This window comes from Bradyrhizobium erythrophlei, assembly GCF_900129505.1.
GTDB classification, from domain to species: Bacteria; Pseudomonadota; Alphaproteobacteria; order Rhizobiales; family Xanthobacteraceae; genus Bradyrhizobium; species Bradyrhizobium erythrophlei_D.
On the sequence record NZ_LT670818.1, the window covers coordinates 3717474 to 3742718 of the forward strand.

Sequence of the window (25245 nt, forward strand, 5' to 3'; positions counted from 1 at the left end):
CGATTTAAAACCGCGAGCAGCCGCACGCGGCGCCGTCTCGTGGCAATGGAAAATTAACCATCCGTTATCCATTCGCGCATCGCTTGCGGCGGGCGCAAGAAAGACCCGATCGACGCGCACGGCCGTCGCCGGCCGGCGGCGGACTTCTGCCCTGGCTCCGGATAGTGCAGCCTTCATAGTTCAGCGCTTTCGCAAGATCACGTGATAGTCGCCGTGCCGCACGTCGCGCTTTCCCGGAATCAGGAAATTCATGACGGTGGCTGCGGCATCAAGCAGGGCCGCCAGCGCCGGCTTGCGCGTCCGCATCTCCGGAAAGCGCGGGCTCTCGAATTCCTTCAGGTAGGTCACCTCGAGGCCATGGGCATTCGCGTAGGCTTCGAGATTCGAAAGCGTGACAAGCGGGTGGAAAAAGGTCGGGAACGGCGGCTCGCCGGGCTGGCCGGCCTGTTTCTCGCCGCGGACATGGCGGTAGAACCAGACATGGAACCAGTGCGGCGAATATTTGGTGACGACGCCGGAAAGCGAGTTCGGGTTCGGCGCGCCGATGAACATCAGCCCGCCTTGCTTCAGCGATTCGCAAAACCGGCTCAGCGCGGCCTCGACATCGGGCAGATGCTCGATGACGTTGTAGCAAATGACGAGATCGAAGCTGCCGGGCGCGAAGCGGTGGACCTGGACGTCGCCAAGGATGGCCTCCTGCGCGTAATCGTTGTTACGGATCTGGTCCTCGTCGATATCGACCACCGTGACGTGGGCGCGACGCAGCACGTCGAGCGGCAGGAAGCTGGTCGAGCCGCCGCCGGCTTCGTAGATGCTGAGTCTGGCCGGCGGCAGCCGGCTGCCGAGAATGCCGTGAACCGCGAGCAGGCTGTCGCGCGCCTCGCCGGGCGCCAGCTCGAGCAGTGCCTGCGGAAGCTCCGCCGCCGTCGCGCCGGCCATGACACGTAGATCGGCCGTAACATCGGCCGGCGCCGCGCGGGTGAGATCGATGGTGACTGTCTTGTTCACTGCTTCTTATCCGATGTTGATGTTGGCGAGTTTGGTTCTGAAGAGCGCGAGCACGAGTTTCAGACGGCGGCGTGTCCGCGAGACGTCGAGCAGCCAGCACATCGCCACATAGCTTGCGAGGCCCACGCCAACCAGAACGACGGATGCGGCGAGATCCGAAACGTGGAGGTTTCTGTCGAGGGCTCCCACCGTCAGTGCCATGACCAGTCCGGCGATCATCGTCAGCGCCAGCCGGCCGGGCGGAAATGGAACAGGGAATGCCACGCGGCTCAGGATCAGCGCGCCGGCAAATCCAATGACGTCGGCGCCGAGCCGGGCCCACGCGGCGCCCACGGTGCCGTGGCTGCCGATCAGAACGTAGGACAGGATCACATTGGCAGCGATGATCGAGGCGGTATTGATCAAATAAAACGAGTTGCGTCCCGAAAGCAGGAAGCTCGCGTGCAGATATTGCTGGGTCACGACCTGGAAGATGACGGCGACGGCCACGATTGGCATGGCCTGCGCGGCTACCTCGCGGAAATCAGCGCCGAGAACCACATTGGCGACGTGCGATGCAATGACGGCAAAGCCGAGGCAGGCCGGCAGCGTGATGCTGAGCAGCAGCTCCACGCATTCGCCGAGATGCGATCGCACCGCCGCGTCGCCCTGCTTGGCGTGGATTTGCACGGCGAGCGGAAAGAACGCCGCGGCCGCGCTCATCGCCGGCATCATCAGGGTCTGTCGGACCAGGTCGAGACCTGCGACATACTTTCCGGCTTCCGCGGCGCCGACGAGACCGGCGATCATGAATCGATCGGTGACGCTGGAGACGGCGAGCAGCGTCAGTGACAGCGCCAGCGGCAGGCCCTGCCGTGCCACCGCGGCAAGACCGGAAACATCGGGCTTGATGACCGTTCCCTGCCAGGCGGTCCGGGACTGAACCAGTACCGCCAGCAGATAGGCCAGGGCCGACGAGAGCAGCAGCAGGAATCCTGCCGGATTGTAAAGGGCAACGGCCGCGCCAAGGCAAAGTACCGCGGCGGCGCGAACCAGCGTGGCCTTCATCACCGTGAACGCCTTCAGGCGCGCGCGAACCAGATCCTGGGTCAGCTCGAACAGCCCGATCGCGAGCGCCAACACTACAGCGGCCAGCGCCGCCGAGACATCGAGGCCGACCAGGCGCCCCAATCCGTAAGCGATGGGCGCGGCGAGGCAGCAGATCAGATATCCCGATATCACGAGGCCGCGGACGTCGGTGCCGTCGTCCTTCGCGTGCCCGCTCAGGATCAGGTTGCGAAACCAGCCCGCCACGAAGACGCTGATCACCGACGCGAATCCGAGGCCGAGCAGATAGGTGCCGTAGTCGTGCGGCGAAAACAGCCGCGTGAAAACGAACACGCTGATCAGCCCCAGCAATGCCGAGAGGATATTGGCGGTCAGATTGATGCCGGCTTGTCCGATCAGCATAGCGCGGCGAGTCCTGCCCCGTTGCCGAGTGGAACGGAAGCCAGCCGCGCGGCTTCCGCGACCGCGGCCCGGATGGTCGCCACCGGCGTGCCGGAGAAAGATGCGACTGAGAAGGCGACGTCACCCTGATCGGCTCTGCGAAGCAGTTCGTTCAGTTCGCTCGGGCTGAGTTCGGGCGCATCCCAATAGCTGAGGCATGGCGTGCGCGAGGTGAGGGTGTGCTGGGCGGAAAGCCGCGCCTCGTTCTGCACGAAATAGCCGTACAGCATGTATTCCGAGAACCCGTGCGTTCGGCACAGCGCTTCGACCCAGTCGATACCGGTGACGGCCTCGATCCGCGAGACCATCGCGCGCACCGTCTGCTGGTCCCAGAGAATGACGTGGCCGATGAAATCGGGCGCCGGAAGTGGCGGTGGCGGCAATCCCAGGAGTTGATGGCTGATCTCGACCCAGTGCGCATGGTTGACGAAGCTGGATGTGACGGCGCCTGGCATGGTGAGGAGCGGAACCGGATTCGGCGCCTCAAACCGCGACAGGTCGAAATCCCGAAAGAACACGATGTCGGAATCCAGGACGCAAAATCGCTCGTGAGGCAGCGCGACGGCGGCCGCGATTTTCAGGAACTGCTGCACGTGCCAGCCGCTGACCGGCTTGGTCCGGAACGACCACCAATATTGGCGGCGCTTGCGCTGCACGAAACGCGGCAGCGGGCGCAGCCATCTGGGAAGGAATTGCGATGCCGGAAGAACGCCCCTGCGCTCGCCTTCGAAGCGGGCAAACAGCGGCAGGTCGCCATCCGGAACCAGCAGGTAGTGCTTCGCAAACGAACCGACGTGACGGTCGACACTCTCGCAGAGCAGGGTGCACAGCTCCAGGTCGCGCCCGTACGTTGGCGTTAACAGCGCGACTTGGTTCATCTTAACGGTCTCTCCGGCAGTAATATTCAGCGGCATCGGTTTTCTTAAGGGCACGGGTTCTCTGCGGTGAGAGACAGCAAGATCGGTGCCGGAGGGTTCCACCGCCTCCGCGGCGCTTCGAAGTTGGTTAACTCGACGCGCAGTAACCATTCCTTGCGCTGATGCGAGCGCGCCGCGCGATGCTGGACCGGTTATTGCAGTCATCGACGGCTGGTACCGAGATCAAAAGGCTGCGTGAACGCATGATTATACGGTCGCATTTCCGGCGTGACGTTGTTGCGCGCGGCAAGGAGCCCGCGTGGTCCGGTCGTTTTGGCACAACCGGAACGTCCGGGGTGTCCGCTTTTGCAACGCCGCCGACACCGCCGCGAGCGGTTGCCGCTGGCAGAAGGCTAACGGCTCCGTCGCGCCCTAGGTTTGAACGATGAAATACCGCGCCGATATCGATGGCCTGCGCGCGCTCGCGGTCCTTCCCGTGCTGTTCTACCACGCCGGCGTACCCGGCTTTCCGGGCGGCTTCGTCGGGGTGGATATCTTCTTCGTGATTTCAGGCTATCTGATCTGCGGCATGATCGATGGCGACATCCGCGACGGATCGTTCTCGCTCGCGAGGTTCTACAAGCGCCGGATCCTGCGCATCCTGCCCGCGCTGTTTTTGATGTTCCTGGTTACTAGCGCGCTCGCCTATCTTTACTGCCTGCCCGTCGAACTCGAGGACTATTCGAAGAGTCTCGCGAGCGCGGCCGGTTCGGTTTCGAACGTCTACTTCGCGGCGACCGCGGGATATTTCGACGCGCCCGCCGAAACAGAGCCGCTTTTGCACACCTGGTCGCTCGGCGTGGAGGAGCAGTTCTATCTGATCGTTCCGCTGTTGATGCTGCTTGCCTGGCGCGTTGCGCCGAAGCGGGCCGGGCTTCTGTTCGCCGCGGCTGCCGCCCTCTCCTTCGCGGCGGCTTTCGCGATCAGCTATCGCAACACCACGTTTGTGTTCTATCTCACGCCGTTTCGCGCCTGGGAGCTGGCGCTTGGTGCGCTATTGTCGATCAAATTCATTCCGGCGCCGCGGACCGAATTCAGCAAGAATCTTTGCGGCGGAATCGGCATGCTGTTGGTGCTCGGAGCGATCTTCCTCGGGTCGTCATCGGCCCCGCTGTTGCTGATGACATCGCTCGCCAGCATCGGCGCAACCCTCATCATTGCCTCCAGCGAACGCGGGACGTCGGCGGTGGGTAAATGGCTGTCGCTGCGGCCGGTGGTGTTCGTCGGCTTGATATCCTATTCGCTCTACCTGTGGCATTGGCCGCTGATCGTCTTTCAGCGGACGGGTGGGCTGCTTGCGGGCTCCTCCGGCGCGCTGACGAAACTGACCCTGATCGCCGTCTCGATCGGCATCGCCTGGCTGTCCTGGAAATTTGTCGAGATGCCGTTCCGCTCGAAGGCAAGGGACACTTCCGCGGGCGTCGTATTCGGCATCGCATCGACCGCGATGACATCGGTCGCAGCGCTTTGCGGCCTGGCGCTGATGGCAAGCGGCGCGCCGTTTCGGTTTCCCGAGCGGGTGGTCGCGATCGCCTCCTATCTCGCCTACGATCCTTCCCTGACCTTCCGCTCCGGCCATTGTTATCTCGCGACCAACCGGCAGCAGCTCGATGTGCAAACCTGCATGAAACTGGACGTGAAGCGGCCGAATTACCTTCTCGTTGGCGACAGCCACGCCGCCCATCTCTGGTTCGGCCTGTCTTCCGCCATGCCGGAAGTGAACCTGATGCAGGCGACGGCCAGTGCGTGCCGGCCGGCCGTCGAACGGACCTCGCTGCTCGATAGCCGGGCCTGCCCGAGGCTGATGCAGTTCGTCTTCAACGACTTCCTGGTCAACCACAGGGTCGACAAGATCCTGCTCGCGGCTTCCTGGAAGGACGAGGATATCCCGGGGCTGTCGGACACGCTGGAGACCCTGGTGTCGAGGGGGTTGGATGTCGTCGTGCTGGGGCCGATCGTCGAATATGACGGCGCGCTGCCGCGGCTTCTGGCCGACGAAATCCTGCGCGACTCTCCTTCGATCGCCAGCGCCATGCGCACACCGGGGATTGCAAAGCGCGATCGGGTGCTGAGGCGGACGGTCACCGCCAAGGGTGCGACCTATCTCTCGGTCTATGATTCGGTTTGCCGCGACGGCCGTTGCGATGAATTTGCGGAAGGCGACATTCCCCTGCAGTTCGATGCGGGTCATCTGACGGCCGAGGGGTCGGTCGAAGTGGGACGCCGGCTGGCGCCGTTCTTTGGCGGGAAGCTGGCGAGGGCGGACGATGTTTCGAACTGATCGACCCGCCGGCCGGAGAGGCTGCGGTCGCTGGATCACCAAAAAGCTGGCCGTGGCGCTGACGTTCTTCGCGCTCGCTGGAATGGCCGCGGTGGAAGGGGCGCCCCCTGCTGCTTCACGTATCGGGTCAGATTCGTCGAAACTGGCCGGCGCATTCGTCAACTGGGGGCTGGTCGGCCGCGAGCGTATGTTGCAGAGCTGGGAGAAATGGCTCAACCAGGCGCCGACATCGGTGGTGGGGCTAGACTTCTACGCCGAAAATACGTGGGATGATTTCACCCGATTGAGCTGGGTGCCGGGCATCTGGAAGAAGCTCAATCCGGAGCGCAACGTCGTCTGGTCGGTTCCGCTGACCGTGAAGGGGACGCCGCTCAAGGACGTCGCCGATGGCCTGCACGACGCCGAATTCGAAGCCGCCGCGAAAGCGATTTCCGACGCGCAGCCGAACGCCGTCATCCGTCTTGGCTGGGAGATGAACCTTGTTTCGATGGCCTGGTTTGCCAAGGGCCAGGAGGCCGATTACATCGCCGCGTTCAGGCGGGTGGTGCAGATCTTCAGGCGCCACTCCGTCGGCTTCAAATATGACTGGTGCCTGGGATGGGGAGCGCAGGACAGTCCTGCCGATCTCGCCTACCCCGGCGACGATTTCGTCGATTACATCGGCCTTGACGTCTACGATTTCAAATACGACGGCGCCGCCGGCGAGAGATGGGACAAGTTCTATCTGAAGGCACCCTTCGGCCTGCAATGGCACAGGGATTTTGCGGCCCGGCACGGCAAAAGCATGAGCTTTCCAGAATGGGGAGTCGGCAATTTCGGCGACAATCCGCTTTTCATCCGGAACATGCATGACTGGTTTGTGGCCAACGCCGACAGGATCGCCTATGCGGCCTATTTCGACGTCGATGGCCTTTGGCCGACGCAGATCGACAACGGCCGCTTTCCCAACTCGCAGCGGCTGTTCAGGGAGCTGTTCAAGCGCCGGTCATGAGTGGCCCCAGGCGCGCCGGTTTTTAACATTGGTTAACCCGTCCCGTTAACCGTCGCGAAAATTCTGTAGGGCAACCCACGCCGCTGGACCGGATATTGCAACCTTCTTTGCGTATGCTTTGGATGTCACGGCGGAGCCAGGCTGACCCATGTCGTTAGAGGCGTTTACCCGGCCCGATCTCTTGGCGAGCGCGGCCGAGACCCGGACGCTGGATGTTTTCGGTACAGCCGAGCCGTCCGGAGTGTCCGCATTTGCGACGGCGAAGCCGGACGCTTCCCGCGCCTGGGTAGCGGTGTCGCCTTCGCTCGACACCTCGATTCCGACCGTGGTCTGCATTCCCTGTTTCCGCCGGCCGGAGCATTTGCGCCTGACGCTGGAGTCGCTTGCCAATCAGCGCACCGACCGGCGCTTCGCGGTGGTCATGGTGGACAACGATGTCCTGGCGTGCGGCAGCGTACCAGTGGCCGCGGAATTTCTGGCATCCGGCAAATTTCCGGGCCTCTGTGTGGTCGAGCCGCGGCAGGGCAACTGCCAGGCCATCAATGCGGCCTTCGAGAGCGCACTGGCGACGTTTCCCGCCGCCGTTAACTTCCTGATGATCGACGACGACGAGATCGCTTCGCCGGATTGGCTGGAACGGATGCTGCGTGCAGCGGAAGCCAGCGGGGAGGACGTCGTCGGCGGGCCGGTATTTCCGGATTTCGATGACGAACGCAAACGCGGGCTTCGCCGTCACCCGGCTTTCTACCCGGCCTACGAAGTCAGCGGACCGGTGCCGGTCATTTACGGCTGCGGAAATTGTCTGATCACGCGCCGGGTGTTCACAAGGCTGGCGAAACCCGCGTTCGATCTCCGCTTCAATTTTCTTGGTGGGGGAGATACCGATTTCTTCGTCCGTTGCCGGCACGCCGGAATGAAATTTCACTGGGCCGCGGACGCGGTCATCACCGAAACGGTGCCGGTCAACCGGACCGATCCGCGCTGGCTTGCGCTGCGGGCCTTGCGCATCGGCGCTATCAATTATCACGTCCAGCGCAAATTGGCCCGGACCACCTGGTCGCGCGCCAGGCTCCTCGCCAAGATGCTGGGGTTATTGCCGCAATCGCTCTATCTCGCTGCAAGGCTGGCTGTCAGGGAGCACAAGGCCCTGATCGCACTGCATCCGATCATCGTCGCCGCAGGCAGCGCGCTGGCGGCGATCGGTATCGAACCGCAACCCTATAAAGCCTCGAAGATCGTGTCTTGAGCGAATTGGCCGCCACTTCCGAATTGCGGGCCGTCGTCGGAGAGCTGCGGCGTCAGCAGGTGATGGACCTGGTGCGCGGCGCCGCGTTCATAGGCACCCTGTTGCTGGCCTGGATAACACTGCATCCATTCGTCGACCTCGGTAACCAGCAGCTCAAGGATACCACCACCGGCAACGAGACGGCGACCTATCTGGTGTTCGGCGGCATCACCGTGCTGACGGTCGCGCTCGCGATGCGCGACAACATGCGGGGCCTCGCGACGCTGCTGACGCCGGCTTACCTCCTGTTTGGCGGCTGGATCGTCGTCACGGTGGTGCTGTCGCTGGACCCCGGCACCTCGGTCAAGCGCTTTGCGCTGACGGCCTGCGTCATTGCGGTAGCCGCGGCGCTGCCGCTGCTGGCGAAATCCCAGGGCGAATTGGTGCGCTGGTTCAGCATCGCCGCGCTGGCGCTGCTGGCGGTTTGCTATCTCGGGATACTGCTGGTGCCCAACCTGTCGATTCATCTCGCGACCGATATCCAGGAACCGCAGCTGGCGGGAAATTGGCGGGGCGCGTTCGGCCACAAGAATGTGGCGGCGTCCGTGATGGCGATGGTGGTGTTTCTCGGCATCTACGTCGTCCGCTCCGGCGCGTGGCTTTCCGGCGCCTCCGTCGTCGTGCTGGCGTCGCTGTTCCTGCTCAATACCGCCAGCAAAAGCTCGCTGGCGCTGATCCTGCTGGTGCTGGCGCTGACCTCGCTGACGTCAATCGTGCGCAGCTACTGGCTGCGCGCGGTGATGCTGTTGGCCCCATTGATGGTACTCGCGCTGCTCGGCGTCGGCACGGTGATGAATGAGAGCCTCGCCGCGATCGCAAAACTGCTGCCGCTGGATTCGAGTTTCACGGGCCGCACCGACATCTGGGAATTCGCACTGCAGTCGCTGCAGCTGCGCCTGGCGACAGGCTACGGCTTCGAGGCGTTCTGGGGCACCGACGCGATTCGCAATGTTCCGCAGGGCTTGGAGTGGGCGGAATACGCCTCGCACAGCCATAACGGATATCTCGACACCGCGTTGTCGATGGGGTTGCCGGGATTGGCATTGCTGATAGCCGTATTGGTCCTCGTACCCTTGAGGAATTTTCAGACTGCCGACAGCGGCGGCAACAACGGACCGCTGACAATGGCGTTCCTGCGCATCTGGCTGTTCGGCCTCTATCTCTCCTCGCTGGAGAGTTTCTTTCTCGATCGCGCCGATCCCACCTGGTTCACGTTTCTTGTGGCGGTGTTTGGCCTGCATTATCTGGCGCGATTCCGGGCGAGGGAGTGAGGCCGTCGAATTGCGCCCGCACAGCCATCGCGACCTCATGCCACCAGCCGTCGAAATCGAACCGGGCCTGCACCGAGGGTAATTCCAGCGCCGCCAGGATGCTGTCGGCATAGACCTCGTCATCCGATCCGCGCGGCACCAGTACGATCGCGCCGCGATCGATCAATTCCCTGAAACGCGGGTGATGGTCGAACTCGTCGGGCTCGGTCGGGCCGGTGACGATGACCGGGCGGCCCGTTTGCGCACAGGCAATGATGCTGGAACGCCGCGCGGTAAGGCCCTCATCGAGCGGGTAGCAGAAGGCGTCGACTTGGCTGAACAGGCCGAACACCTCATGGCCGGAGGCGACATAACCGCTGACCAGGACATCGTCGATGATGCCGAGTTCGGCGGCGCGGGCGTAAAACGTTTGTTCGACGTTGTCGACGCCGCGGATGAACGATCCGACATAGACGATCAACGGCTTCCGACCGCGCTCCCGCAGGATCGCGCCGATGCGGAGCAGCGCGTTCGGCTGCTTGCCCGGGTAGATCGATCCAAAATGGCCGATCACCAGTCGTCCATCCTCCCGCGCGGCGGCGATGCGCTGTCGCAATTTGGAATCGACGATCCCTGCGGGGGCTTCGATGTTCGGCGGCAGAGGTGCCAGCACGCATTTTCGCGCCGTCCAGCCGACCAGTGGATCGTCGGCGAGTTCGCGCCGCACCAGCGGCGAGAACATCACGATGGTGTCGGCAAGCAACAGCGCCGGAAGATAGGTGATGCGGCGCAGCCGGTGCAGGCCGGCCCATTCATGCAGGATCAGCATGACGCGCCGCCCGCGCAGCCGCGCGATCAATAGTGCCACGAGCGGCCGAAACAACACGCGCTTCCAGGCCACGATGGGGAAGTTGCAGACCACGTTCCGCGCCGACCCGATCGCGCGCCAGATCTCGGCGAGCGACCCTTCCGACCGGGTCAGGGTTAACGTGATGCAACTGCCGGGATCGAGCTTTTCGATGCCCTCGCCCAACAGGCGGGTGAATTGTCCGACGCCGCATTGCATTTGCGCGCCGGCGCCAAGAAACAGCGCTTGATATGCGGGTTCTGAAGCCATGTACGGTCGCGGCGCCTTCCTGAAGCGTTTTCGAGCGAGGTGGTAGCGGTTCTCACGAAGAAAAACACGTCAAACCAGACTCAAAAGTTCCGCATTAGCCATACATAGCAGACATTATCTTAACGTAAGCGGCGGTGATTGCCCCGGGCATCCATCTTGCCAGATAAAGGGGGCGGATCGGCCCTTCGCCTCATATCGGGACAAGGGACGCCCCGAGTTTGCGAGCGCATCGGGCGTTCCGGTACAGCGCGGAAAGCGCGCTGGATGAAGGTACGGGCGATAGGAATGGCAGAGACAGGTGCGATAGCGGTGCTGGCCGATGGGGGACATCCTACCGCGCGCGAAATATCCCGGGCGGAGGGGTTTCGAGTCGAGTTTGTCCGCGACTGGAAGCAGGCTTTCGCGCGCTGGAACGACATCGACTCGTCGACGCCGTTCCAGGATCGTCGCTGGCTCGATGCATGGTATGCGGCATTCGCCAATCTTTCCCAGGTCCAGCCGTTGATCGCCGTCGTCCACGACGCGGCCACGTCGGAACAGGTCGCCTTGTTGCCGCTGGTCCGGCGGATGCAGAACGGTGTCCGTATCGTGGAATTTGCCGACCTCAACCTGACCGATTACAACGCACCGCTGTTGGCCGCGTCAGCGCCGCGCAAATGCAGCGCGGGCGCACGTATTATGGCGCGATCTTCTGAGCGCGCTGAAGCGCCTGCCGGGCGGCGCCGATCTCATTCGGCTGCGCAAGATGCCGCTAGATCTCGCGAACGGGCCTAATCCGCTGGCGCTGCTCGATGGCGCAAGGCCGTGCCCGCTGAACGGCAATTTGGTCACGACCGGCGATGATTTCGACGCCTACCGCTATTCGCTGGAACGGACCGTCCGCAAGAACCTGGAGCGCAGCTGGCGCGTGTTCACGCGCGACCCTGCCGCACAATTCCGGATCATCACCGATCGCAACGAAGCGCTGCGCGTGCTTTCGACGATGGGGATCCAGCAGGGTGCGCGGATGCGGCACTTAGGTTTGAACTTCGTGCTCGACGATGAAACCTCGGTGGCGTTCTACCGGCATCTGGTCGGCGCAGGTCTGGACAGCGGCTATGCCGTGCTATCGGCGCTGACAGTCGGCGACGAAGTGGTGGCGACGTTGCTCGGCATTCGCAGCGGTTCGCGCTACGTGATGTTGCGCAGCAGCCATGCCGGCGAAAAGTGGTCGCATTGCTCGCCGGGCCGGCTGATCATCAAGCGCACGATGGCCGCGCTGCATCAGGACGGCGTCAGAAGCTTCGATTTCTCTATCGGCAATTATGCCTATAAGCGTCGGTTCGCGGTGGCGCCGCTGCCGCTCGTCGATCTCACCGCGGCATTGGGCTGGCGCGGAACGCCCTATGTGCTGCGCGACCACGCGGTGCGTCAACTCCGCCGCTTTCCGCGGCTGGCCGCCTGCCTGAGCCGCCTGATCGGAAAACGGCCGACGCGCGAAGAGAGCTAAATCAGCCGCACCACGCCCGGCTGGCCCAGTGCGCATTCCAGCGCGTCGCGGTCCCATTGCGCGGCGTTGGCCGCGGCTTCATAGGTGCTTTGCAGGAAATCGAGCAATGCCTGGTTCGGCTCAGCGGCGTTGCGTACGGCATCGTAGGGCAGAATGAATTCGCCTAACGCCTCGCTGAAGAATGCCGCGTCCGGCCGCACTTGGGTGGTGCGGAGGCCGGGTGGCTCCGGATAAGCTTAGGAATAGAACGCGGGATAGTCGATCGCGCCGCCGCCGGGCCAGAAGCCGGCGCTGCTCACCTCATGCGAATAGGCTTCGCACGCGACCTCGTCGGATAGATGCGGCACGCCGCCGGGATGCCGCGGCGCGCGTCGCCCCGAAAATCGCGTCACCGCGAGATCAAAGCTGCCCCAGAAGAAATGCACCGGGCTGGCCTTGCCGAGGAAGCCGGTGCGGAACTGCTTGAACACCCGGTCGGCATTGGTCAGGATCTGGAAGAACCGCCGCACTGCATCCGGGTCGTAACTGGCGTGCTGTTTGTCCTGGGAGAACCGGATCGGGTCCGGCAACTCGTTCGGCATCTCGTCGATGACGACGTGAATGCCAAGCTCCGCGAGCGCGGTCATGAGGGCGGCGTAGAAGCTCGAGACCGAGTGTCCGGCCAGAGCAAATTCCCGCGTGGTGCCGTCGCTGGTCGAAATCCGCAAGGCATGATCGATAAAGTCGAGATCGATCTGAAATGTGCCGGCGCCGTCTTGAATCGGCGAGGTCGTCAGGCCGCGCGCAGTGACGTACAGCGCGATATGCCATGAATGGTTCAGCCAGGGGGTGCGGACCAGGCGTATCTTGCCGATGATCTGGGTCCACAGATGCAGCGTTGCATAAGTCTCGCGCCACGCCGCGGCCGGCAAGTCAGGCCACGCGTTTTGCGAAGCGTCATTCATGGGTCACCATCTTTCATTGGCGTTTCCGCGCGAAAAGGCCGGGCGCGATCGGCCCGGCCTTTATATGCCAACTGACGGCTGAAAGGGATCGGTGCGTTACTTCTTCGCGTCCTTGGCGAAGGCGGCATCCACTTCGTCTTTCTTGATGCGGGCCGTGGGATCGCCGGGTTGGCCGAGATTTTGCTCCTCGGTGCCGTCCCCCATCATGCCGGGATGCGACGTGGCGGGCTTCTTCTTGGCGTCCTTGGGATCAGGCTTGCTGGTCATTTTTCAGGTCTCCGGGCGCGAATGCGCCTGAGCCAACCGTGCGAACACCGACCGGTTCCACGGAAGCACGGAATTGGGCATCACGAAAAACTTACCCCGGCGCCTCGAAGGGGAGGATGACCGATCACGACCCGGGACATTCCGGGCACCGCCGCTTGCCGCGCGAGGCACGGAACAGGCTGCGGCACCACCAGCGCCGCGCAACTGCCTGCACCGGATTGCGCGCCAGGTGATAGATAAAAAGAAGTTCGATCATGGCAAAGTCCGTCGTCCCCGGACGACACAGGTGGGACGGCATTCACGAATGAGAATGCCGCCCGCATCGCATCAGCCATGCATGCAGTTCAACCATGCAGTTTTTTGGCGGTCTCCGCGATCACGCGTCCTTGATAGCGGGCGCCGGCGAGTTCGTTCGCGGTCGGCTGGCGGCTGCCGTCGCCGCCGGTGATCGTGGTCGCGCCATAGGGTGAGCCACCGGTGACGTCGTTGAGCTCCATCTGGCCGGAGAAACCGTAGTTGAGGCCGATAATGGTCATGCCGAAATGCAACAGATTGGTGATAATCGAGAACAGCGTGGTTTCCTGGCCGCCATGCTGGCTCGCGGTCGAGGTGAAGGCGCCACCGACCTTGCCGTGCAGGGCGCCTTTCATCCAGAGGCCGCCGGCCTGATCGAGGAAATTCGCCATCTGCGACGACATGCGGCCAAAGCGCGTGCCGGTGCCGACGATGATGGCGTCGTAATTCGCAAGCTCATCGATCTTGGCCACCGGGGCAGCCTGGTCGAGCTTGTAATGCGACGCCTTGGCGACGGCTTCCGGCACCAGCTCCGGCACCCGCTTGATGTCGACCGTGGCGCCGGCCTCGCGCGCGCCTTCGGCGACGGCATTCGCCATCGCTTCGATGTGACCGTAGGCGGAATAATAGAGAACGAGAACTTTTGTCATGGTAGCGACCTTTTTGGTTGGGTGAGGAATGTTGTGGTTCAGGCGGGGGGTTGATCGAGGAACGTATAGAGCGCGGCGATCTGGTCGCCGCGAACGACGATCACGTCGAGCCCGGTGATTCGCTCTGGGTCTTCGGCGGGCCCGTAGCTCCAGGCCAGACGGCCCGAATCCGTGCGCACTTGAGCTGCGCCTCTCTCCTTGAATACGTAGCCGGGCAAGAGTTCATGCAGAGCCGCGACTGCCCCATCGAGCGCTTCGCGGCCTACGTGACGTTGGTGAGGATCGGAGAACACGACATCTTCGACGAAGATTTCTGCGATAGCGGCACGACGCCTTGACGTGTCGTTTTCTCCAAACACATCAAGGAGATTCCGCTTTAAAAGCGTTTCGATGGTTGATGTGTCGGCCATGAATGCCTCCCTTCAAAACGGATACGGTTCACGCCGCGTCGACCAGCACCAGTTCGGAATCCTCCAGCGCGGTGATCCTGAGCTGTTGTTCATCGCGAATCGCGGCGCCGTCGCGGGCGTTGACGCGCACGCCGTTGACCTCGACCGCGCCCGCCGCCGGCACCAGATAGAGATTGCGCGATGCGCGGGGCGCGTATTCGGCGGTCTCGCCGGCCTTCAGCGTGGTGGCAAGCACCCTTGCATCGGCGCGGATCGGCAGCGCGTCCTTGTCGTCCTTGTACCCGCTGGCGATGGTAACGAGCTTGCCGGAGCGATCCGGCTTCGGGAACGGCTTCGCGCCCCAGGTCGGCTGGCCGCCATCCGTCGTCGGCTCAATCCAGATCTGGAAGATCTTGGTCTTGGTCGGCTCCAGATTGTATTCGGAGTGGCGGATGCCGCTTCCCGCGCTCATCACCTGCACGTCGCCCGCCTCGGTACGGCCCTTGTTGCCGAGACTGTCCTGATGGGTGATCGCGCCCTCGCGGACATAGGTGATGATCTCCATGTTGGAATGGGGATGCGCGGGAAAGCCGCTGTTCGGCGCGATTTCGTCGTCGTTCCACACCCGCAGCGCGCCATGTCCCATATTGCCCGGGTCATAATAATTGGCGAACGAGAAGTGGTGTTTTGCCTTCAGCCAGCCGTGATCGGCGCCGCCGAGTTTTGCGAATGGTTTGAGTTCGATCATGGGATTCTTCCTTTGGAGTTTTGATATTAGTGCCGGCCGCGCCATGCGCCCGGCGTCGTACGAGAGGTTTCGAATTAGGCGCCGAAGCCGCCGTCGACATTCAGCACCGTGCCGGTCACGAACGACGCGCCGGGGCTGGCGAGGAAGACGACGCCGGCGGCGATCTCTTCCGCGGTGCCGAAGCGCTGCAGCGCATGCTGGCTGCGCTGGGCCTCGGCGAACGCGCCGCCGTCCTTCGGATTCATGTCGGTGTCGATCGAGCCGGGCTGCAGCACGTTGACGGTGATGCCGCGTGGGCCGAGGTCGCGCGCCGCGCCCTTGCTGTAACCGGCGATCGCGGCCTTGGTGGCGGCGTAGTCGGCAAGACCGGGAAACGAGGCGCGGGTGGCAATCCCCGACCCGATGGTGACGATGCGTCCGCCTTCGCCCATCAGCCGTGACGCCGCACGGATCGCGGTGATCACGCCGTGCACATTGATGGCGTCCTGACGGTTGAACGCCGCGACATCGCTATTGGCATCGTCGACCGCGCCGTTGACTGCCACGGCCGCGTTGTTGACGAGGATGTCGAGCCGCCCGAAATGCTTGGCGACATCCTTCACCAATTGATCGACTTCCGCGGACGATGCCTGATCGGCCCTGAAGGCGCGGGCTTCGACGCCCTTGGCTTTCAGTTCTTTTACGACCGCTTCCGCCTTGTCGGGGGAGGCGACGTAGCTGATAGCGACGTTGGCGCCTTCATCGGCGAGTGCGCGGGCGCTGGCTGCGCCGATGCCGCGCGAGCCGCCGGTGACGAGGGCAACCTTTGCCGTGAGGGTCTTGGCCATTGCATTTCTCCGTCGTTCGAATTCCGTTGACGTCTGGATATGGACTTCCCGGCGGCTTATAAATAGAAACTGTGGAAACGTATTGTTTCCATATTTGCTATAATGGGACGGCCCGCATGGCAAAACTTCCTGATTTCGAAGGCCTCGCTATTTTCGCGAAAGTCGTGGAATTACGGTCGTTTGCGGCGGCCGCCAGCGAGCTTGCGCTGTCCAAGGCCACGGTGTCGAAGGCCGTCACCCGGCTGGAAGAGCGGCTCGGCGCGCGGCTGTTCAACCGCACCTCGCGGCGCCTCGCTTTGACCGATGCCGGCCAAAAACTGTCCGAACGCGCCACGCGGCTTTTGGCTGACGGCGAGGCGGCAGAGAATGAGGCGCTGGCGCAGTCGGTGGCGCCGCGCGGGCTGGTGCGGTTCGCCGTGCCGATGACGTTCGGGGTCAAGACGGTAGCGCCGATCCTGCCGCAGTTTTTGGAGCAATATCCCGACGTCTCGATCGACCTGCATCTCAGCGACGCCATGGTGGATCTGATCGGGGAGGGTTTTGACGCGGGCCTGCGGATCGCGAGCTTGCCGGATTCCTCCCTCATCGCGCGCCGGCTGTGCGCGATGCCGCGCTACACCGTGGCGGCGCCCGCGTATCTCGAGCGTTACGGCCGCCCGACGCATCCGATGCATCTCGCGCAGCATAAGTGCCTCGGCTACGCTTATCTCTCGACGGCCGGCGTCTGGAATTACACCAATTCCGCCGGCGAGCAGGCGAGCGTGCGCCCCGCGGGACCGCTGCGCGTCAACAATGGCGAGGCGCTGATGCCGGCTCTATTGGCAGGGCTCGGCATCGCCGATCTGCCGGAGTTCATCGTCGGCGATGCCATCGCCTCGGGCGAGGTCGAGGTGATCCTGAAGGACTGGAAGCAGACCGAAGGCTCGGTGCATCTGGTGACGCCGCCCGGCGGCCCGCGCCCCGCGCGCGTCGAGGTGCTGGCGGATTTCCTGACCAAGCAGTTTGCGAAGGGAAAGAAACGGAAGTGACGAATGAAGCGCGGGCGCAGCGCCAAGGGCGTCTTTGCCGCACCCTGCGGTTCGGGCTATAGCTACACCTAACAACAAAATCAAAATCCCTGGGGGAAACTGTCGATGAATCGTCGTGAACTTCTGAAAGCCGCCGCGGCGTTGCCGCTGGCACAGCGCGTGCTCGCAGATCCCGCGTTCGCGCAAGGCGCGTGGCCGGCGCACAATGTCACCATGATCGTGCCGTTTCCGGCCGGCGGCCAGGCCGATCTCGCCGCGCGGCCGGTGGCGCAGGCGCTGGAGAAAATTCTCGGCAAGCCCTTCGTCGTCGACAACCGCGCCGGCGGCGCTGGCGGATCGATCGGCAACGCGGCGGCCGCGCGCGCCGAGCCCGACGGCTACACCTTGCTGATGACGCTGTCGTCGCTGGCGGTGCTGCCCGAAGCCGACCGCCTGTTCGACCGGCCCGCGCTCTATGAAGTCTCGCAATTCGCACCCGTCGCGCGCGTGCTCGCCGATCCGACGCTGCTCGCGGTGCCGGCCTCCGCGCCGTGGAAAACGCTGCAGGATTTCGTCGACGACGCCAAACAGCGTCCCGGCCAGATTCCCTACGGCTCCTCCGGTCCCTACGGCACGCTGCATGTGGCGATGGAGATGTTCGCCGCCTCCGCCGGCATCAAATTGCTGCACATCCCGTTTCGCGGCGCGGGCCCCGCGCTGACAGCGCTGTTGAGCGGCACGGTGCAGGCGCTGGCGGCGGCACCGGGCACGCTGAAGCAGCAGGTCGATGACGGCAAGATGCGGGTGCTGGCGAACTGGGGCGCGGAGCGGATTGCGAGCTATCCCGATCTGCCGACGTTCAGGGAACTCGGCTACAAGGATGTCGAATTCTACATCTGGGCCGGGCTGTTCGCGCAGGCCGCTCTGCCGGCGCCAATCATGACGCGGCTGCGCGAGGCGATGGCGCAGGCGGTGCAAAGCCCCGAGGTGACAAAAACCTTCGAGACCGCGGGCAGCCCGGTCGCCTATCTCGATGCACCGGAATTTTCGAAATTCGTCGCCGAGGATTCCGCGCGCCTGATCGCCGCCGTGAAAAAGATCGGCAGGGTGGAGTAGCAGCCGCCTACCGCGGTCGCGTGGTGCGGCAAACGCAAAAGCGCCGGCTGACCTTCCAAAATCCGTCGGCATCGGCGGCCGGTTCCGGCTGCGCGGGATTTAGGCAATTTCACATTTTATTGTCCGGGGCGAACCTTCCCATGCCTCATTTATTTCGAAGCCTGAGGGACCGGGGATAACCGCCAACTCCATCGTAAAAAGGATCGGATATGCGAGTGAACCGAATTGCCCTGAGCCTTGTGGTAGCGGCCGGCCTTGCCGTTCAAGGCGCGGCGTCCGCGCAGGAAAGCCGCGGAACCATGGAACAGCAGATGGCCTGCACGCCCGACGTCTGGCGTCTCTGCTTCGACCAGATTCCGGACGCCGGCCGGATTACGGCGTGCCTGCGGCAAAACACGCCGCAGCTGTCGGGCGCTTGCCGCGCGGTGTTTGAATCAAATGCCAGCGCGCAGCAACAGACGGCGCAGACTGTGCCGCAGCCGCGCCGGCGCCAGGCGCAGCCACAGGTACAGCCGCATGTCCAAGTACAGCCGCGGGTCTATGAGGTTTAGCCCGCGCCGCGGGATGACGACGACCAGTAGATCACCGTCAGGATTGGTGCTGGCAGACGTCGATCCATTCGGCATTGACGAGCTCAGCCATCCGCGCCGGCGTGATGCGCACGGCGCTATGGGTCGAGCCCGCCGCCGGCACCACCTCGTCGAATGCCCGCAGCGACACGTCGCAATAAACCGGCAGCGGCGTTTTCAGTCCGAACGGACAGACGCCGCCGACCTCGTGGCCGGTGATCCCGGCGACCTCGTCCAGGCCGAGCATCTTCGGTTTTCCCCCGAACAGGGCTTTCACTTTCTTGTTGTCCATCCGCGATGTGCCGGCAGCGACAATCAGCACCACGCGCTCGCCGACCCGGAGCGAAAGCGTCTTTGCGATGCGCCCCGGCTCGACGCCATAGGCCTCGGCGGCCAGCGCCACCGTCGCCGAACTTGACGGCGAATCGATCACGGCGATGTCGGGGGCTTTTTCCGCGAAAAACGCGCGGACCGATTCAATACTCATATACGAAAACTCGCATTCACGGCCGATGGGCGGCGACCACGCCGGGCAATTCCGACAAGGCGCGGATGCGGTAGTCCGGCTCCAACCCGAGTTCATCCATCTGCGTGCGGATCGCCTTGAACATCGTGAGCGGGGCCACGACGTCGCTTTTGACGCAGGCGAGCGCCATCGCCTCCACCGGCACCCGTTCGATCCAGGCGACGTTGAGGCCGAAGGCCTTGGCGCCGCAGGCGTCCCACGGGTTCGACGATACGAACAATACCTCGGCCGGCGGCACGCCGAGAACGGATTCGATCAGGGTGTAGGCCTCCGGCGCGGGCTTGAAGATCTTCCTGGAATCCACGCTGATGGTGGCATCCAGCACGCGGTCGAGGCCGCTGTTGGCGACCAGCGCATCGAGCATGGCGGGGCTGCCGTTGGAAAGGATGGCAAGCTTTCGATTTCGCATCGCTGCCAGCGCGGTTGTCGCGTCTGCATAGAGATCGAGATGCAGATATTTGTCCATGATCCGGTCGAACACGTCGTTGTCATGCGCGAGCCCGAGCACCCGCAGCGTGTAGGCGAGGGAATCCCGCGTCACGGCGGAGAAATCCTGATAACGCCGCATCAGCGACCGCAACCAGCTGTATTCCAGCTGCTTGATGCGCCAGATCTGCGTGACGATGTCGCCATAACCGGGAAACGCCTCCTCGGTCACGACCGCTACCGACTGAACGTCGTAAAGCGTGCCATAGGCGTCGAATACAACGGCTTTGATGGTCATCGGGAACTCGCGGTGGACATGTCGGAACGTGAGTGGATATTTCGCCAGCGCCGGAACGGATTATGGTTCTGCCGGGCGCCGCCGTCCATAGTGCAATACCACTCATGCGCAGGGCGGCAGTCACAAAGGAGATAGGTATGAAGGCCTGGCAGTTGCACCGGCTCGGTGGAGAGCTTCGTTTCAATGACGTGCGCACGCCGGAGCCGCGTCCGGGCAGCGCGCTGGTGCGGATCGAGGCCTCGGCGCTGATGTCGTACATCAAGGCCTATGTGGAAGGAAAATTGCCCGCCTACAATCCGCCGCCCGGCCCGTTCACGATCGGGACCAATGGGGTCGGAATCGTCGAGGCGGTGGGCAGGGACGTCTGGCATCTGAAACCGGGGCAGCGCGTGGTGCTGTCGTCGCATTTCGTCGCATCGGAGAATGTCGAGGATCCGGCGCAGGTCCTGATCGGCCTGACGGCGAGCCCGGACGCGGCGCCGGTTCTGGCAGATTGGCCGAACGGCACGCTTGCCGAATATGCACTGATGCCGGTTGAGGCGATCACGCCTGCGGAAGGACTGGACCACATCGATGCCGCCCAGCTTGTCGCCATCGGCCGCTGCATCATCCCTTATGGCGGGCTGCTCCGGGGCCGCCTCGCGGCCGGCGAGACGCTGGTCGTGAACGGTGCAACCGGTGCCTACGGCACGGCGGCGGTGCTGGTCGCGGTCGCGATGGGGGCGGGTCGTTGCGACCGGACGCGACGGAAACGCGCTCGAAGCGGTGGCGCGCGCCGGCGGTTCGCGCGTTATGACTGTCGTACTGAAAGGCGACGTGCAGAAAGACGCCAGCGCGCTCCGCGAGGCCTGCGGCGGCGGCGCCCACATGGCGTTCGACATGGTCGGCCAGGCGCGCGATCCGAAATCGACGCTGGCCGCGCTGCACAGCCTTCGCCGCGGCGGCAGGCTGGTGCTGATGGGAAGCATGACCATCGATCTGCCTGTTCCCTACACCACGGTGATGCTCAACAGCTGGGAAATCCTCGGCCAGTTCATGTACCCCGCGCGCGCCTACCGGCACCTGCTCGATTTGTTGCGTAGCGGGCTGCTCGACATCAGCCCGATCCGCCCGCGCGTCTATCCGCTTGCCGCTTTGCCGGAGGCGATGGAAGCAGCGGCCGACGCCGGCAATCTCGAATGTATCGTGATGCAGCCTTGAGCGCCGCAAGCTGCTTCAGATTCCCAAAAGCTTGCGCGCATTGGCCTTCAATACTTTCGGCCTGATGTCGTCGCGGATGTCGAGCTTGGCGAAATCCGCAAGCCAGCGGTCGGGCGTGATCACCGGCCAGTCCGAGCCGAACAGCATCTTGTCCTGCAAAATGCTGTTGATGTAGCGCACCAGGATCGGCGGGAAGTATTTCGGCGACCAGCCGGACAGGTCGATGTAGACGTTCGGCTTGTGGGTCGCGACCGACAGCGCCTCTTCCTGCCACGGGAATGACGGATGGGCGAGGATGATCTTGAGGTCGGGAAAATCCGCCGCCACGTCGTCCATGTACATCGGGTTGGAATATTTCAGCCGCATCCCCATGCCGCCGGGCATGCCGCTGCCGACGCCGGTCTGCCCGGTGTGAAACAGCGCGATCGCGCCGCCGTCGTTGATCGCCTCGTACAGCGGATAGGCCATGCGGTCGTTGGCGTAAAAACCCTGCATGGTCGGATGGAATTTGAAGCCCCTGACGCCGTATTCCTCGATCAGCTTCTTCGCCTCGCGCACGCCGAGCTTGCCCTTGTGCGGATCGATGCTGACGAACGGGATCAGCACGTCGGAATTCTCGGCGGCGACTTCCAGCATCTCGTAATTGTTGTAGCGGCGAAAGCCGGTCTCGCGCTCGGCGTCGACCGGGAAGATCACCGCGGCGATGTTCTTGGAGCGGTAATAGGCCGCGGTTTCCGGCACCGTCGGCGGATGCTTGTTGGGCGACTTGAAATAGTCGGCCATCTGCGCCTGGAAATCGTCGTAGCCGTCGTCGCCGTGCATGCCGCAGGGTTCCTCGGCATGGGTGTGGATGTCGATCGCCACGACGTCTTCGATGTTGGGCAGCTTCAATTTGGACATTTCACTTCCCCGGCGCAGGCTTGATTATGCAGGGCGAATTGATTATACGATATAACAAATTTGGCAAGTGGCCCGGAGTATCTGGCTCAATTTTCAGAAAGCCCGGCATGGTCATTAAGGCCGTCATTGCGAGCGCAGCGAAGCAATCCATCGTGCAACAGAAAGAGTGGATTGCTTCGCTTCGCTCGCAATGACGGTTTCAACACATGCACATTGACTCCAACACATGCGTATCACTCTCGCCGCGCAACGCGCCCGAGGCATGATAAAACTTCCGCCCCAAAGAGAGGGCGTGGGGAATGCCGGGTGCCCAGTGCACCCGCAGCCTCGTGTGCGAAGTGGTAGTAGAAGATGCACACGAGTATTCACAGCGGTCGCACCGGAAATCACCCGGCACCCCCGCACGCAATGGCTTTACGGCTTATGTCGTACTCTCCCCGGCGATCGGGCTTTCTTGTCACCGTCGCTTGCGAAAATCGCTTCCCGCAAACTTGACGCCGGCGTCGAGGCGTCAGGACCACACGATTTTGCCGTCCGCACGCAAAACGCTCTCGTCAGAAGCGCCGCTTGCGGCCACCGCATCCAGCCCCGCGTCCGTGACGATCGCGATACGCCCCTTAAGTGGGGTGGACGGCGGCGGATATACAAGTGATTTGGGGTTTCGGAAAACCAGAATATTTTTTCGAAAGGGGCTGGACAGGTAGAAACAGCTTGATCCGGCTCAGGAAATTAGATTTTACGCGCAAATCCGCTGGGCGGGGGCCGTAGCTTGAAGCCAGCGGGTCGGCGGGCGCGGAACATACGACACGAGGTTCCCGAAGGCGGCGCAGGTCAATTGTGTGCACTGTCACCGTAATTCAAAACCACGCCCTATGGCGGACTGATCGCGCCACCCTCGATCCACATCCTCCTGATGTTTGCCTGTACGCCAGCCGACGACTGGATGCGCAGTCCGGGCACCGTCAATGCCGGACAATCATGGAGCTACAACATCCCGGCGCGGCCCAGCGATGTCATCCGGCTCGAGGCCCGCGCGCTCGACAAGTTCATCAAGCGCGAGCGGCTGTTCGTGGTGCACGACAATGTCTTCTTCAACCAGCATGGCGAGGTGATCTGCTCGGGCCGTGGCTGGACCATCCGGCCGCAGTGACGGGGAGTGAAAATCATGACGACGAATTTCGAAACGCTTCAGGCCGGCGACACCATCGACGGGCCGACATTCGCGGTCAGCCGCGAATCCATCCGGCTGTTCTGCGATGCCTCGCTTGACTACAACCCGCTGCATCTCGACGACGACTACATGAAGGGCAATTTCGGCAAGACCAATTTCGGCGGCGTCATCATGCACGGCATGAACAATTTCGGGCTGATCTCGCGGATGATCACCGACTGGGCCTATCCGGCCGGCGCCGTTCACCGCCGCCTCGAAACCCGATGGGTCAAGCCGGTTCGGCCCGGCGACACCATCCAGCCGAGCGGAATCGTCAAGTCGAAGCAGGCCACCGCGAACTCGCGCTGGGTCCTGATCGACGTCATGGTGCGTAACCAGGCCGGCGAAAAAGTCGCCACCGGGGAGGCGATGGTCGAATTCCCGCGCTGATCGTTGCGAGGTGAAGGGCTCGCCGTTCACTCCGCCGGGACGCCGGTCGTTCCGCGGGTTGTCAGCCGGCTTCCCGGGGGCCGCCCGGCGAGATGGGCATTCGGCGCCACCACATCGGTCGCCAGTCCAAGCCAGGCGAGGAAGCGGATGGTCAGCCAGGTGTTGTCGATCTCCCAGCGGCGATGACCGTGGCGCGCCGAACGCGGATCGGCGTGATGGTTGTTGTGCCAGCCTTCGCCGTTGGAGATGAAGCCGACAAGGAAATTGTTGCGGCTGTCCTCGTCGGTTTCATAGTTCCGGTAACCCCACAGATGCGTCACCGAATTCACCGCCCAGGTGATATGCCAGACCAGCACCGTGCGTACGAACACGGCGAACATCATGATGCTGAGTCCGCTCTCGGCCGCAGCGCCCGGCGTCTGGCCTGACAGCCATGCCACGGCTAGTCCGGCGCCGAAGAACAGCGGCATCTGGCCAAGATTGATCCAGGCCAGCCAGTTGTTGCGCTCGAGCGCGAGGTAAAAACGATCGCGCAGGATGTCCTTGGCGTAGCGTTGGTAAATGCCAAGCCGTGCGAGCTCCGGCTGGTTGACCAGGATCCATCCCATGTGGGCCCAGAAGAAATTGGCCAGCGGGCTGTGCGGGTCCGGCTGCTCGTCGGCGAATTGATGATGCCTTCGGTGGACGGCGACCCAGCGCGCCGGCGTTTCCTGGAGGCAGGACATCGCGACGATCACCATGGCGTGTTCCAGCCATTTCGGACATTTCAGGCCGCGATGGGTGAGCAGCCGGTGATAGCAAAGGTTGATGCCGAACAGCCCGCACAGATGGGTGCCGAGCAGGGCGACGACGAGGCCGCTCCAGCTGAAATAGCCGGGCATGAAAGCCAATAGCGCCGCCGCATGATAGGCGCTGATCACGAGAATATGGGGCCAGTTGAACCGGAACGGTTTTACGCCCGCGGGCAGCGGCAGCCGCGCGGGCACGGCGAGCGGGAGGACGAGGTCAGCGGCGACCAGTGCCGCTGCCTTGGTTGCAGGCCGACGGGGTGTCGTCATAGCGAAATCGAGATACCAATCTCTGCGCCAGACGCAGTTGTCAGCCGAATAACCCCAACTCCTGATACACGAATTCTCGTGGGCGCGGGTATAAACCTTTGAGCAAATTTGCTTATTTTCCCAGGATCCGCCCCCGGGCCGGCCTCCCTGGAACGCAGATACCGGCCGCGCGGTGTCGTGTTTGGATTGACATTCGGCCATTCGATGGCTTAGAAACCGCCCGTCCCGGGTGGCTCGGCTACCGGCGGGATAAAGCCCATTTTGCCATTTTCGGCCTGTCCAACACGGCCTTTCAACGCATCAGGATTGTCCCATGAAGGTCCGTAACTCGCTGAAATCGCTGCGCGGCCGTCACCGCAACAACCGTCTGGTCCGCCGCAAGGGCCGGGTTTACGTGATCAACAAGGTCCAGCGCCGCTTCAAGGCGCGCCAGGGTTGATCGAGGCTTGATTCAGGGTGAGTCGAGCCTGATCCCGGCTATCCAACCCTTCGGCCCCTTCGGAAATTTCGCCCTCACGGGGGTTTGACGCGTTTGCTGCTTTGCAGCGCGTTTTTGCGGGTCTAGACTTTGAGGATGGCATTGAGATTCCCTGATCGCGG

Annotated in this window: 27 protein-coding genes and 2 pseudogenes; 14 read left to right on the forward strand and 15 right to left on the reverse strand. The window is 63.2% G+C overall.

What is annotated here, in order from left to right:
- Positions 1-180 precede the first annotated feature (180 nt).
- The 3 genes from B5525_RS17130 to B5525_RS17140 are packed head-to-tail and all read right to left on the reverse strand — an operon-like array spanning position 181 to position 3374.
- Entirely contained in the window at positions 181-1008 is an 828-nt protein-coding gene (locus tag B5525_RS17130; RefSeq protein ID WP_244567928.1) for a class I SAM-dependent methyltransferase, read from the reverse strand.
- Positions 1009-1014: 6 nt separating this feature from the next.
- Positions 1015-2457 carry a lipopolysaccharide biosynthesis protein gene (locus B5525_RS17135; RefSeq protein ID WP_079567066.1) on the reverse strand — a complete coding sequence of 481 codons (1443 nt, stop codon included), beginning with the start codon at positions 2455-2457 and terminating at the stop codon, positions 1015-1017.
- Positions 2451-3374, reverse strand: a complete 924-nt coding sequence (locus tag B5525_RS17140; RefSeq protein ID WP_079567067.1) for a DUF6492 family protein — start codon at positions 3372-3374, stop codon at positions 2451-2453. Before B5525_RS17140 ends, B5525_RS17135 begins: the two co-directional genes overlap by 7 nt.
- A 424-nt stretch (positions 3375-3798) precedes the next feature.
- On the opposite strand from B5525_RS17140, the gene B5525_RS17145 reads away from it, so the two are divergent.
- From B5525_RS17145 to B5525_RS17160, 4 genes are all read left to right on the forward strand, one after another.
- Complete coding sequence (locus tag B5525_RS17145; RefSeq protein ID WP_079567068.1) at positions 3799-5694, forward strand: acyltransferase family protein; 1896 nt, start codon at positions 3799-3801, stop codon at positions 5692-5694.
- Positions 5681-6685 (forward strand): glycoside hydrolase family 26 protein, encoded by a 1005-nt coding sequence (locus B5525_RS17150; protein WP_079567069.1) that lies wholly within the window; start codon positions 5681-5683, stop codon positions 6683-6685. The genes B5525_RS17145 and B5525_RS17150 overlap by 14 nt, the downstream gene beginning before the upstream one ends.
- Before the next feature lie 148 nt (positions 6686-6833).
- Positions 6834-7931 (forward strand): glycosyltransferase family 2 protein, encoded by a 1098-nt coding sequence (locus tag B5525_RS17155; protein ID WP_079567070.1) that lies wholly within the window; start codon positions 6834-6836, stop codon positions 7929-7931.
- Entirely contained in the window at positions 7928-9241 is a 1314-nt protein-coding gene (locus tag B5525_RS17160) for an O-antigen ligase family protein (RefSeq protein ID WP_079567071.1), read from the forward strand. Before B5525_RS17155 ends, B5525_RS17160 begins: the two co-directional genes overlap by 4 nt.
- On the opposite strand, the gene B5525_RS17165 is transcribed toward B5525_RS17160, so the two are convergent.
- On the reverse strand, positions 9180-10337 hold the full coding sequence (locus tag B5525_RS17165) for a glycosyltransferase (protein ID WP_154073272.1): 1158 nt from the start codon (positions 10335-10337) through the stop codon (positions 9180-9182). The two genes, B5525_RS17160 and B5525_RS17165, sit on opposite strands and share 62 nt — an antisense overlap.
- 285 nt (positions 10338-10622) lie before the next feature.
- On the opposite strand from B5525_RS17165, the gene B5525_RS46340 reads away from it, so the two are divergent.
- Positions 10623-11111, forward strand: coding sequence for a hypothetical protein (locus B5525_RS46340; protein ID WP_244567929.1), 489 nt, complete (start codon positions 10623-10625; stop codon positions 11109-11111).
- Positions 11083-11826: a GNAT family N-acetyltransferase gene (locus B5525_RS46345; protein WP_244567930.1), complete on the forward strand. Its 744-nt coding sequence runs from the start codon at positions 11083-11085 to the stop codon at positions 11824-11826. Before B5525_RS46340 ends, B5525_RS46345 begins: the two co-directional genes overlap by 29 nt.
- Here the strand turns inward: B5525_RS46345 and B5525_RS17175 are convergent.
- From B5525_RS17175 to B5525_RS17195, 7 genes and pseudogenes are all read right to left on the reverse strand, one after another.
- A pseudogene (locus B5525_RS17175) lies at positions 11823-12770 on the reverse strand (DUF5996 family protein). The gene B5525_RS46345 and the pseudogene B5525_RS17175 overlap by 4 nt on opposite strands.
- Positions 12771-12866: 96 nt before the next feature.
- A complete protein-coding gene (locus B5525_RS45370) occupies positions 12867-13037 on the reverse strand; it encodes a hypothetical protein (RefSeq protein WP_172899904.1) in 171 nt (56 codons plus the stop codon).
- Between the two features lie 124 nt (positions 13038-13161).
- A complete protein-coding gene (locus B5525_RS47200; protein WP_276328853.1) occupies positions 13162-13293 on the reverse strand; it encodes a hypothetical protein in 132 nt (43 codons plus the stop codon).
- An 88-nt stretch (positions 13294-13381) separates the two neighbouring features.
- Positions 13382-13981 (reverse strand): NAD(P)H:quinone oxidoreductase, encoded by a 600-nt coding sequence (gene wrbA / locus B5525_RS17180; RefSeq protein WP_079567072.1) that lies wholly within the window; start codon positions 13979-13981, stop codon positions 13382-13384.
- A 38-nt stretch (positions 13982-14019) separates the two neighbouring features.
- Positions 14020-14391, reverse strand: coding sequence for a nuclear transport factor 2 family protein (locus B5525_RS17185; RefSeq protein WP_079567073.1), 372 nt, complete (start codon positions 14389-14391; stop codon positions 14020-14022).
- A 28-nt stretch (positions 14392-14419) separates the two neighbouring features.
- The gene (locus B5525_RS17190; RefSeq protein ID WP_079567074.1) at positions 14420-15118 is read right to left on the reverse strand and encodes a pirin family protein; all 699 of its coding nucleotides are present in this window, start codon (positions 15116-15118) and stop codon (positions 14420-14422) included.
- A gap of 74 nt (positions 15119-15192) precedes the next feature.
- On the reverse strand, positions 15193-15945 hold the full coding sequence (locus B5525_RS17195) for an SDR family NAD(P)-dependent oxidoreductase (RefSeq protein ID WP_079567075.1): 753 nt from the start codon (positions 15943-15945) through the stop codon (positions 15193-15195).
- Between the two features lie 116 nt (positions 15946-16061).
- Between B5525_RS17195 and B5525_RS17200 the strand changes: the two genes are divergently transcribed.
- From B5525_RS17200 to B5525_RS17210, 3 genes are all read left to right on the forward strand, one after another.
- Positions 16062-16973, forward strand: a complete 912-nt coding sequence (locus B5525_RS17200; protein ID WP_079567076.1) for a LysR family transcriptional regulator — start codon at positions 16062-16064, stop codon at positions 16971-16973.
- A 105-nt stretch (positions 16974-17078) separates the two neighbouring features.
- Positions 17079-18068 carry a tripartite tricarboxylate transporter substrate binding protein gene (locus B5525_RS17205; protein WP_079567077.1) on the forward strand — a complete coding sequence of 330 codons (990 nt, stop codon included), beginning with the start codon at positions 17079-17081 and terminating at the stop codon, positions 18066-18068.
- A gap of 209 nt (positions 18069-18277) precedes the next feature.
- Entirely contained in the window at positions 18278-18619 is a 342-nt protein-coding gene (locus B5525_RS17210; RefSeq protein WP_079567078.1) for a hypothetical protein, read from the forward strand.
- A 37-nt stretch (positions 18620-18656) separates the two neighbouring features.
- Here the strand turns inward: B5525_RS17210 and B5525_RS17215 are convergent, their stop codons facing one another.
- Both B5525_RS17215 and B5525_RS17220 read right to left on the reverse strand, forming a co-directional pair.
- Positions 18657-19124, reverse strand: a complete 468-nt coding sequence (locus tag B5525_RS17215; RefSeq protein WP_079567079.1) for a YbaK/EbsC family protein — start codon at positions 19122-19124, stop codon at positions 18657-18659.
- Between the two features lie 16 nt (positions 19125-19140).
- On the reverse strand, positions 19141-19887 hold the full coding sequence (locus B5525_RS17220; protein WP_079567080.1) for a haloacid dehalogenase type II: 747 nt from the start codon (positions 19885-19887) through the stop codon (positions 19141-19143).
- 248 nt (positions 19888-20135) lie between these two features.
- On the opposite strand from B5525_RS17220, the pseudogene B5525_RS47835 reads away from it, so the two are divergent.
- Together B5525_RS47835 and B5525_RS45840 are read left to right on the forward strand one after the other, a co-directional pair.
- Positions 20136-20378, forward strand: a pseudogene (locus tag B5525_RS47835) (alcohol dehydrogenase catalytic domain-containing protein); the annotation flags it as partial.
- A gap of 274 nt (positions 20379-20652) precedes the next feature.
- The gene (locus tag B5525_RS45840) at positions 20653-21087 is read left to right on the forward strand and encodes a zinc-binding dehydrogenase (protein WP_244568049.1); all 435 of its coding nucleotides are present in this window, start codon (positions 20653-20655) and stop codon (positions 21085-21087) included.
- Positions 21088-21102: 15 nt separating this feature from the next.
- On the opposite strand, the gene B5525_RS17230 is transcribed toward B5525_RS45840, so the two are convergent.
- The gene (locus tag B5525_RS17230; protein WP_079567081.1) at positions 21103-21987 is read right to left on the reverse strand and encodes an amidohydrolase family protein; all 885 of its coding nucleotides are present in this window, start codon (positions 21985-21987) and stop codon (positions 21103-21105) included.
- 913 nt (positions 21988-22900) lie between these two features.
- Between B5525_RS17230 and B5525_RS17235 the strand changes: the two genes are divergently transcribed.
- Together B5525_RS17235 and B5525_RS17240 are read left to right on the forward strand one after the other, a co-directional pair.
- The gene (locus B5525_RS17235) at positions 22901-23137 is read left to right on the forward strand and encodes a MaoC family dehydratase (protein ID WP_244567931.1); all 237 of its coding nucleotides are present in this window, start codon (positions 22901-22903) and stop codon (positions 23135-23137) included.
- 15 nt (positions 23138-23152) lie between these two features.
- Entirely contained in the window at positions 23153-23587 is a 435-nt protein-coding gene (locus B5525_RS17240) for a MaoC family dehydratase (protein WP_079567082.1), read from the forward strand.
- 26 nt (positions 23588-23613) lie between these two features.
- Here the strand turns inward: B5525_RS17240 and B5525_RS17245 are convergent, their stop codons facing one another.
- Positions 23614-24645, reverse strand: a complete 1032-nt coding sequence (locus tag B5525_RS17245) for an acyl-CoA desaturase (protein ID WP_079567083.1) — start codon at positions 24643-24645, stop codon at positions 23614-23616.
- Positions 24646-24958: 313 nt separating this feature from the next.
- Here B5525_RS17245 and ykgO point away from each other — a divergent pair, with 313 nt between their 5' ends.
- A complete protein-coding gene (gene ykgO, locus B5525_RS17250) occupies positions 24959-25084 on the forward strand; it encodes a type B 50S ribosomal protein L36 (protein ID WP_002718645.1) in 126 nt (41 codons plus the stop codon).
- Positions 25085-25245 lie beyond the last annotated feature (161 nt).

Coding starts and splice junctions, on each gene's coding strand:
- B5525_RS17145 (WP_079567068.1), top strand. CDS start 3,799: ATGAAATACCGCGCCGATATCGATGGCCTGCGCGCGCTCGCGGTCCTT.
- B5525_RS17215 (WP_079567079.1), bottom strand. CDS start 19,124: ATGAGTATTGAATCGGTCCGCGCGTTTTTCGCGGAAAAAGCCCCCGAC.
- B5525_RS17210 (WP_079567078.1), top strand. CDS start 18,278: ATGCGAGTGAACCGAATTGCCCTGAGCCTTGTGGTAGCGGCCGGCCTT.
- B5525_RS17140 (WP_079567067.1), bottom strand. CDS start 3,374: ATGAACCAAGTCGCGCTGTTAACGCCAACGTACGGGCGCGACCTGGAG.
- B5525_RS46345 (WP_244567930.1), top strand. CDS start 11,083: ATGCCGCTAGATCTCGCGAACGGGCCTAATCCGCTGGCGCTGCTCGAT.
- B5525_RS17150 (WP_079567069.1), top strand. CDS start 5,681: ATGTTTCGAACTGATCGACCCGCCGGCCGGAGAGGCTGCGGTCGCTGG.
- B5525_RS17155 (WP_079567070.1), top strand. CDS start 6,834: ATGTCGTTAGAGGCGTTTACCCGGCCCGATCTCTTGGCGAGCGCGGCC.
- B5525_RS17200 (WP_079567076.1), top strand. CDS start 16,062: ATGGCAAAACTTCCTGATTTCGAAGGCCTCGCTATTTTCGCGAAAGTC.
- B5525_RS47200 (WP_276328853.1), bottom strand. CDS start 13,293: ATGATCGAACTTCTTTTTATCTATCACCTGGCGCGCAATCCGGTGCAG.
- B5525_RS17220 (WP_079567080.1), bottom strand. CDS start 19,887: ATGACCATCAAAGCCGTTGTATTCGACGCCTATGGCACGCTTTACGAC.
- B5525_RS46340 (WP_244567929.1), top strand. CDS start 10,623: ATGGCAGAGACAGGTGCGATAGCGGTGCTGGCCGATGGGGGACATCCT.
- B5525_RS17240 (WP_079567082.1), top strand. CDS start 23,153: ATGACGACGAATTTCGAAACGCTTCAGGCCGGCGACACCATCGACGGG.
- B5525_RS17235 (WP_244567931.1), top strand. CDS start 22,901: ATGTTTGCCTGTACGCCAGCCGACGACTGGATGCGCAGTCCGGGCACC.
- B5525_RS17190 (WP_079567074.1), bottom strand. CDS start 15,118: ATGATCGAACTCAAACCATTCGCAAAACTCGGCGGCGCCGATCACGGC.
- B5525_RS17205 (WP_079567077.1), top strand. CDS start 17,079: ATGAATCGTCGTGAACTTCTGAAAGCCGCCGCGGCGTTGCCGCTGGCA.
- B5525_RS17245 (WP_079567083.1), bottom strand. CDS start 24,645: ATGACGACACCCCGTCGGCCTGCAACCAAGGCAGCGGCACTGGTCGCC.
- B5525_RS17135 (WP_079567066.1), bottom strand. CDS start 2,457: ATGCTGATCGGACAAGCCGGCATCAATCTGACCGCCAATATCCTCTCG.
- B5525_RS17165 (WP_154073272.1), bottom strand. CDS start 10,337: ATGGCTTCAGAACCCGCATATCAAGCGCTGTTTCTTGGCGCCGGCGCG.
- wrbA (WP_079567072.1), bottom strand. CDS start 13,981: ATGACAAAAGTTCTCGTTCTCTATTATTCCGCCTACGGTCACATCGAA.
- B5525_RS17185 (WP_079567073.1), bottom strand. CDS start 14,391: ATGGCCGACACATCAACCATCGAAACGCTTTTAAAGCGGAATCTCCTT.
- ykgO (WP_002718645.1), top strand. CDS start 24,959: ATGAAGGTCCGTAACTCGCTGAAATCGCTGCGCGGCCGTCACCGCAAC.
- B5525_RS17195 (WP_079567075.1), bottom strand. CDS start 15,945: ATGGCCAAGACCCTCACGGCAAAGGTTGCCCTCGTCACCGGCGGCTCG.
- B5525_RS45370 (WP_172899904.1), bottom strand. CDS start 13,037: ATGACCAGCAAGCCTGATCCCAAGGACGCCAAGAAGAAGCCCGCCACG.
- B5525_RS17230 (WP_079567081.1), bottom strand. CDS start 21,987: ATGTCCAAATTGAAGCTGCCCAACATCGAAGACGTCGTGGCGATCGAC.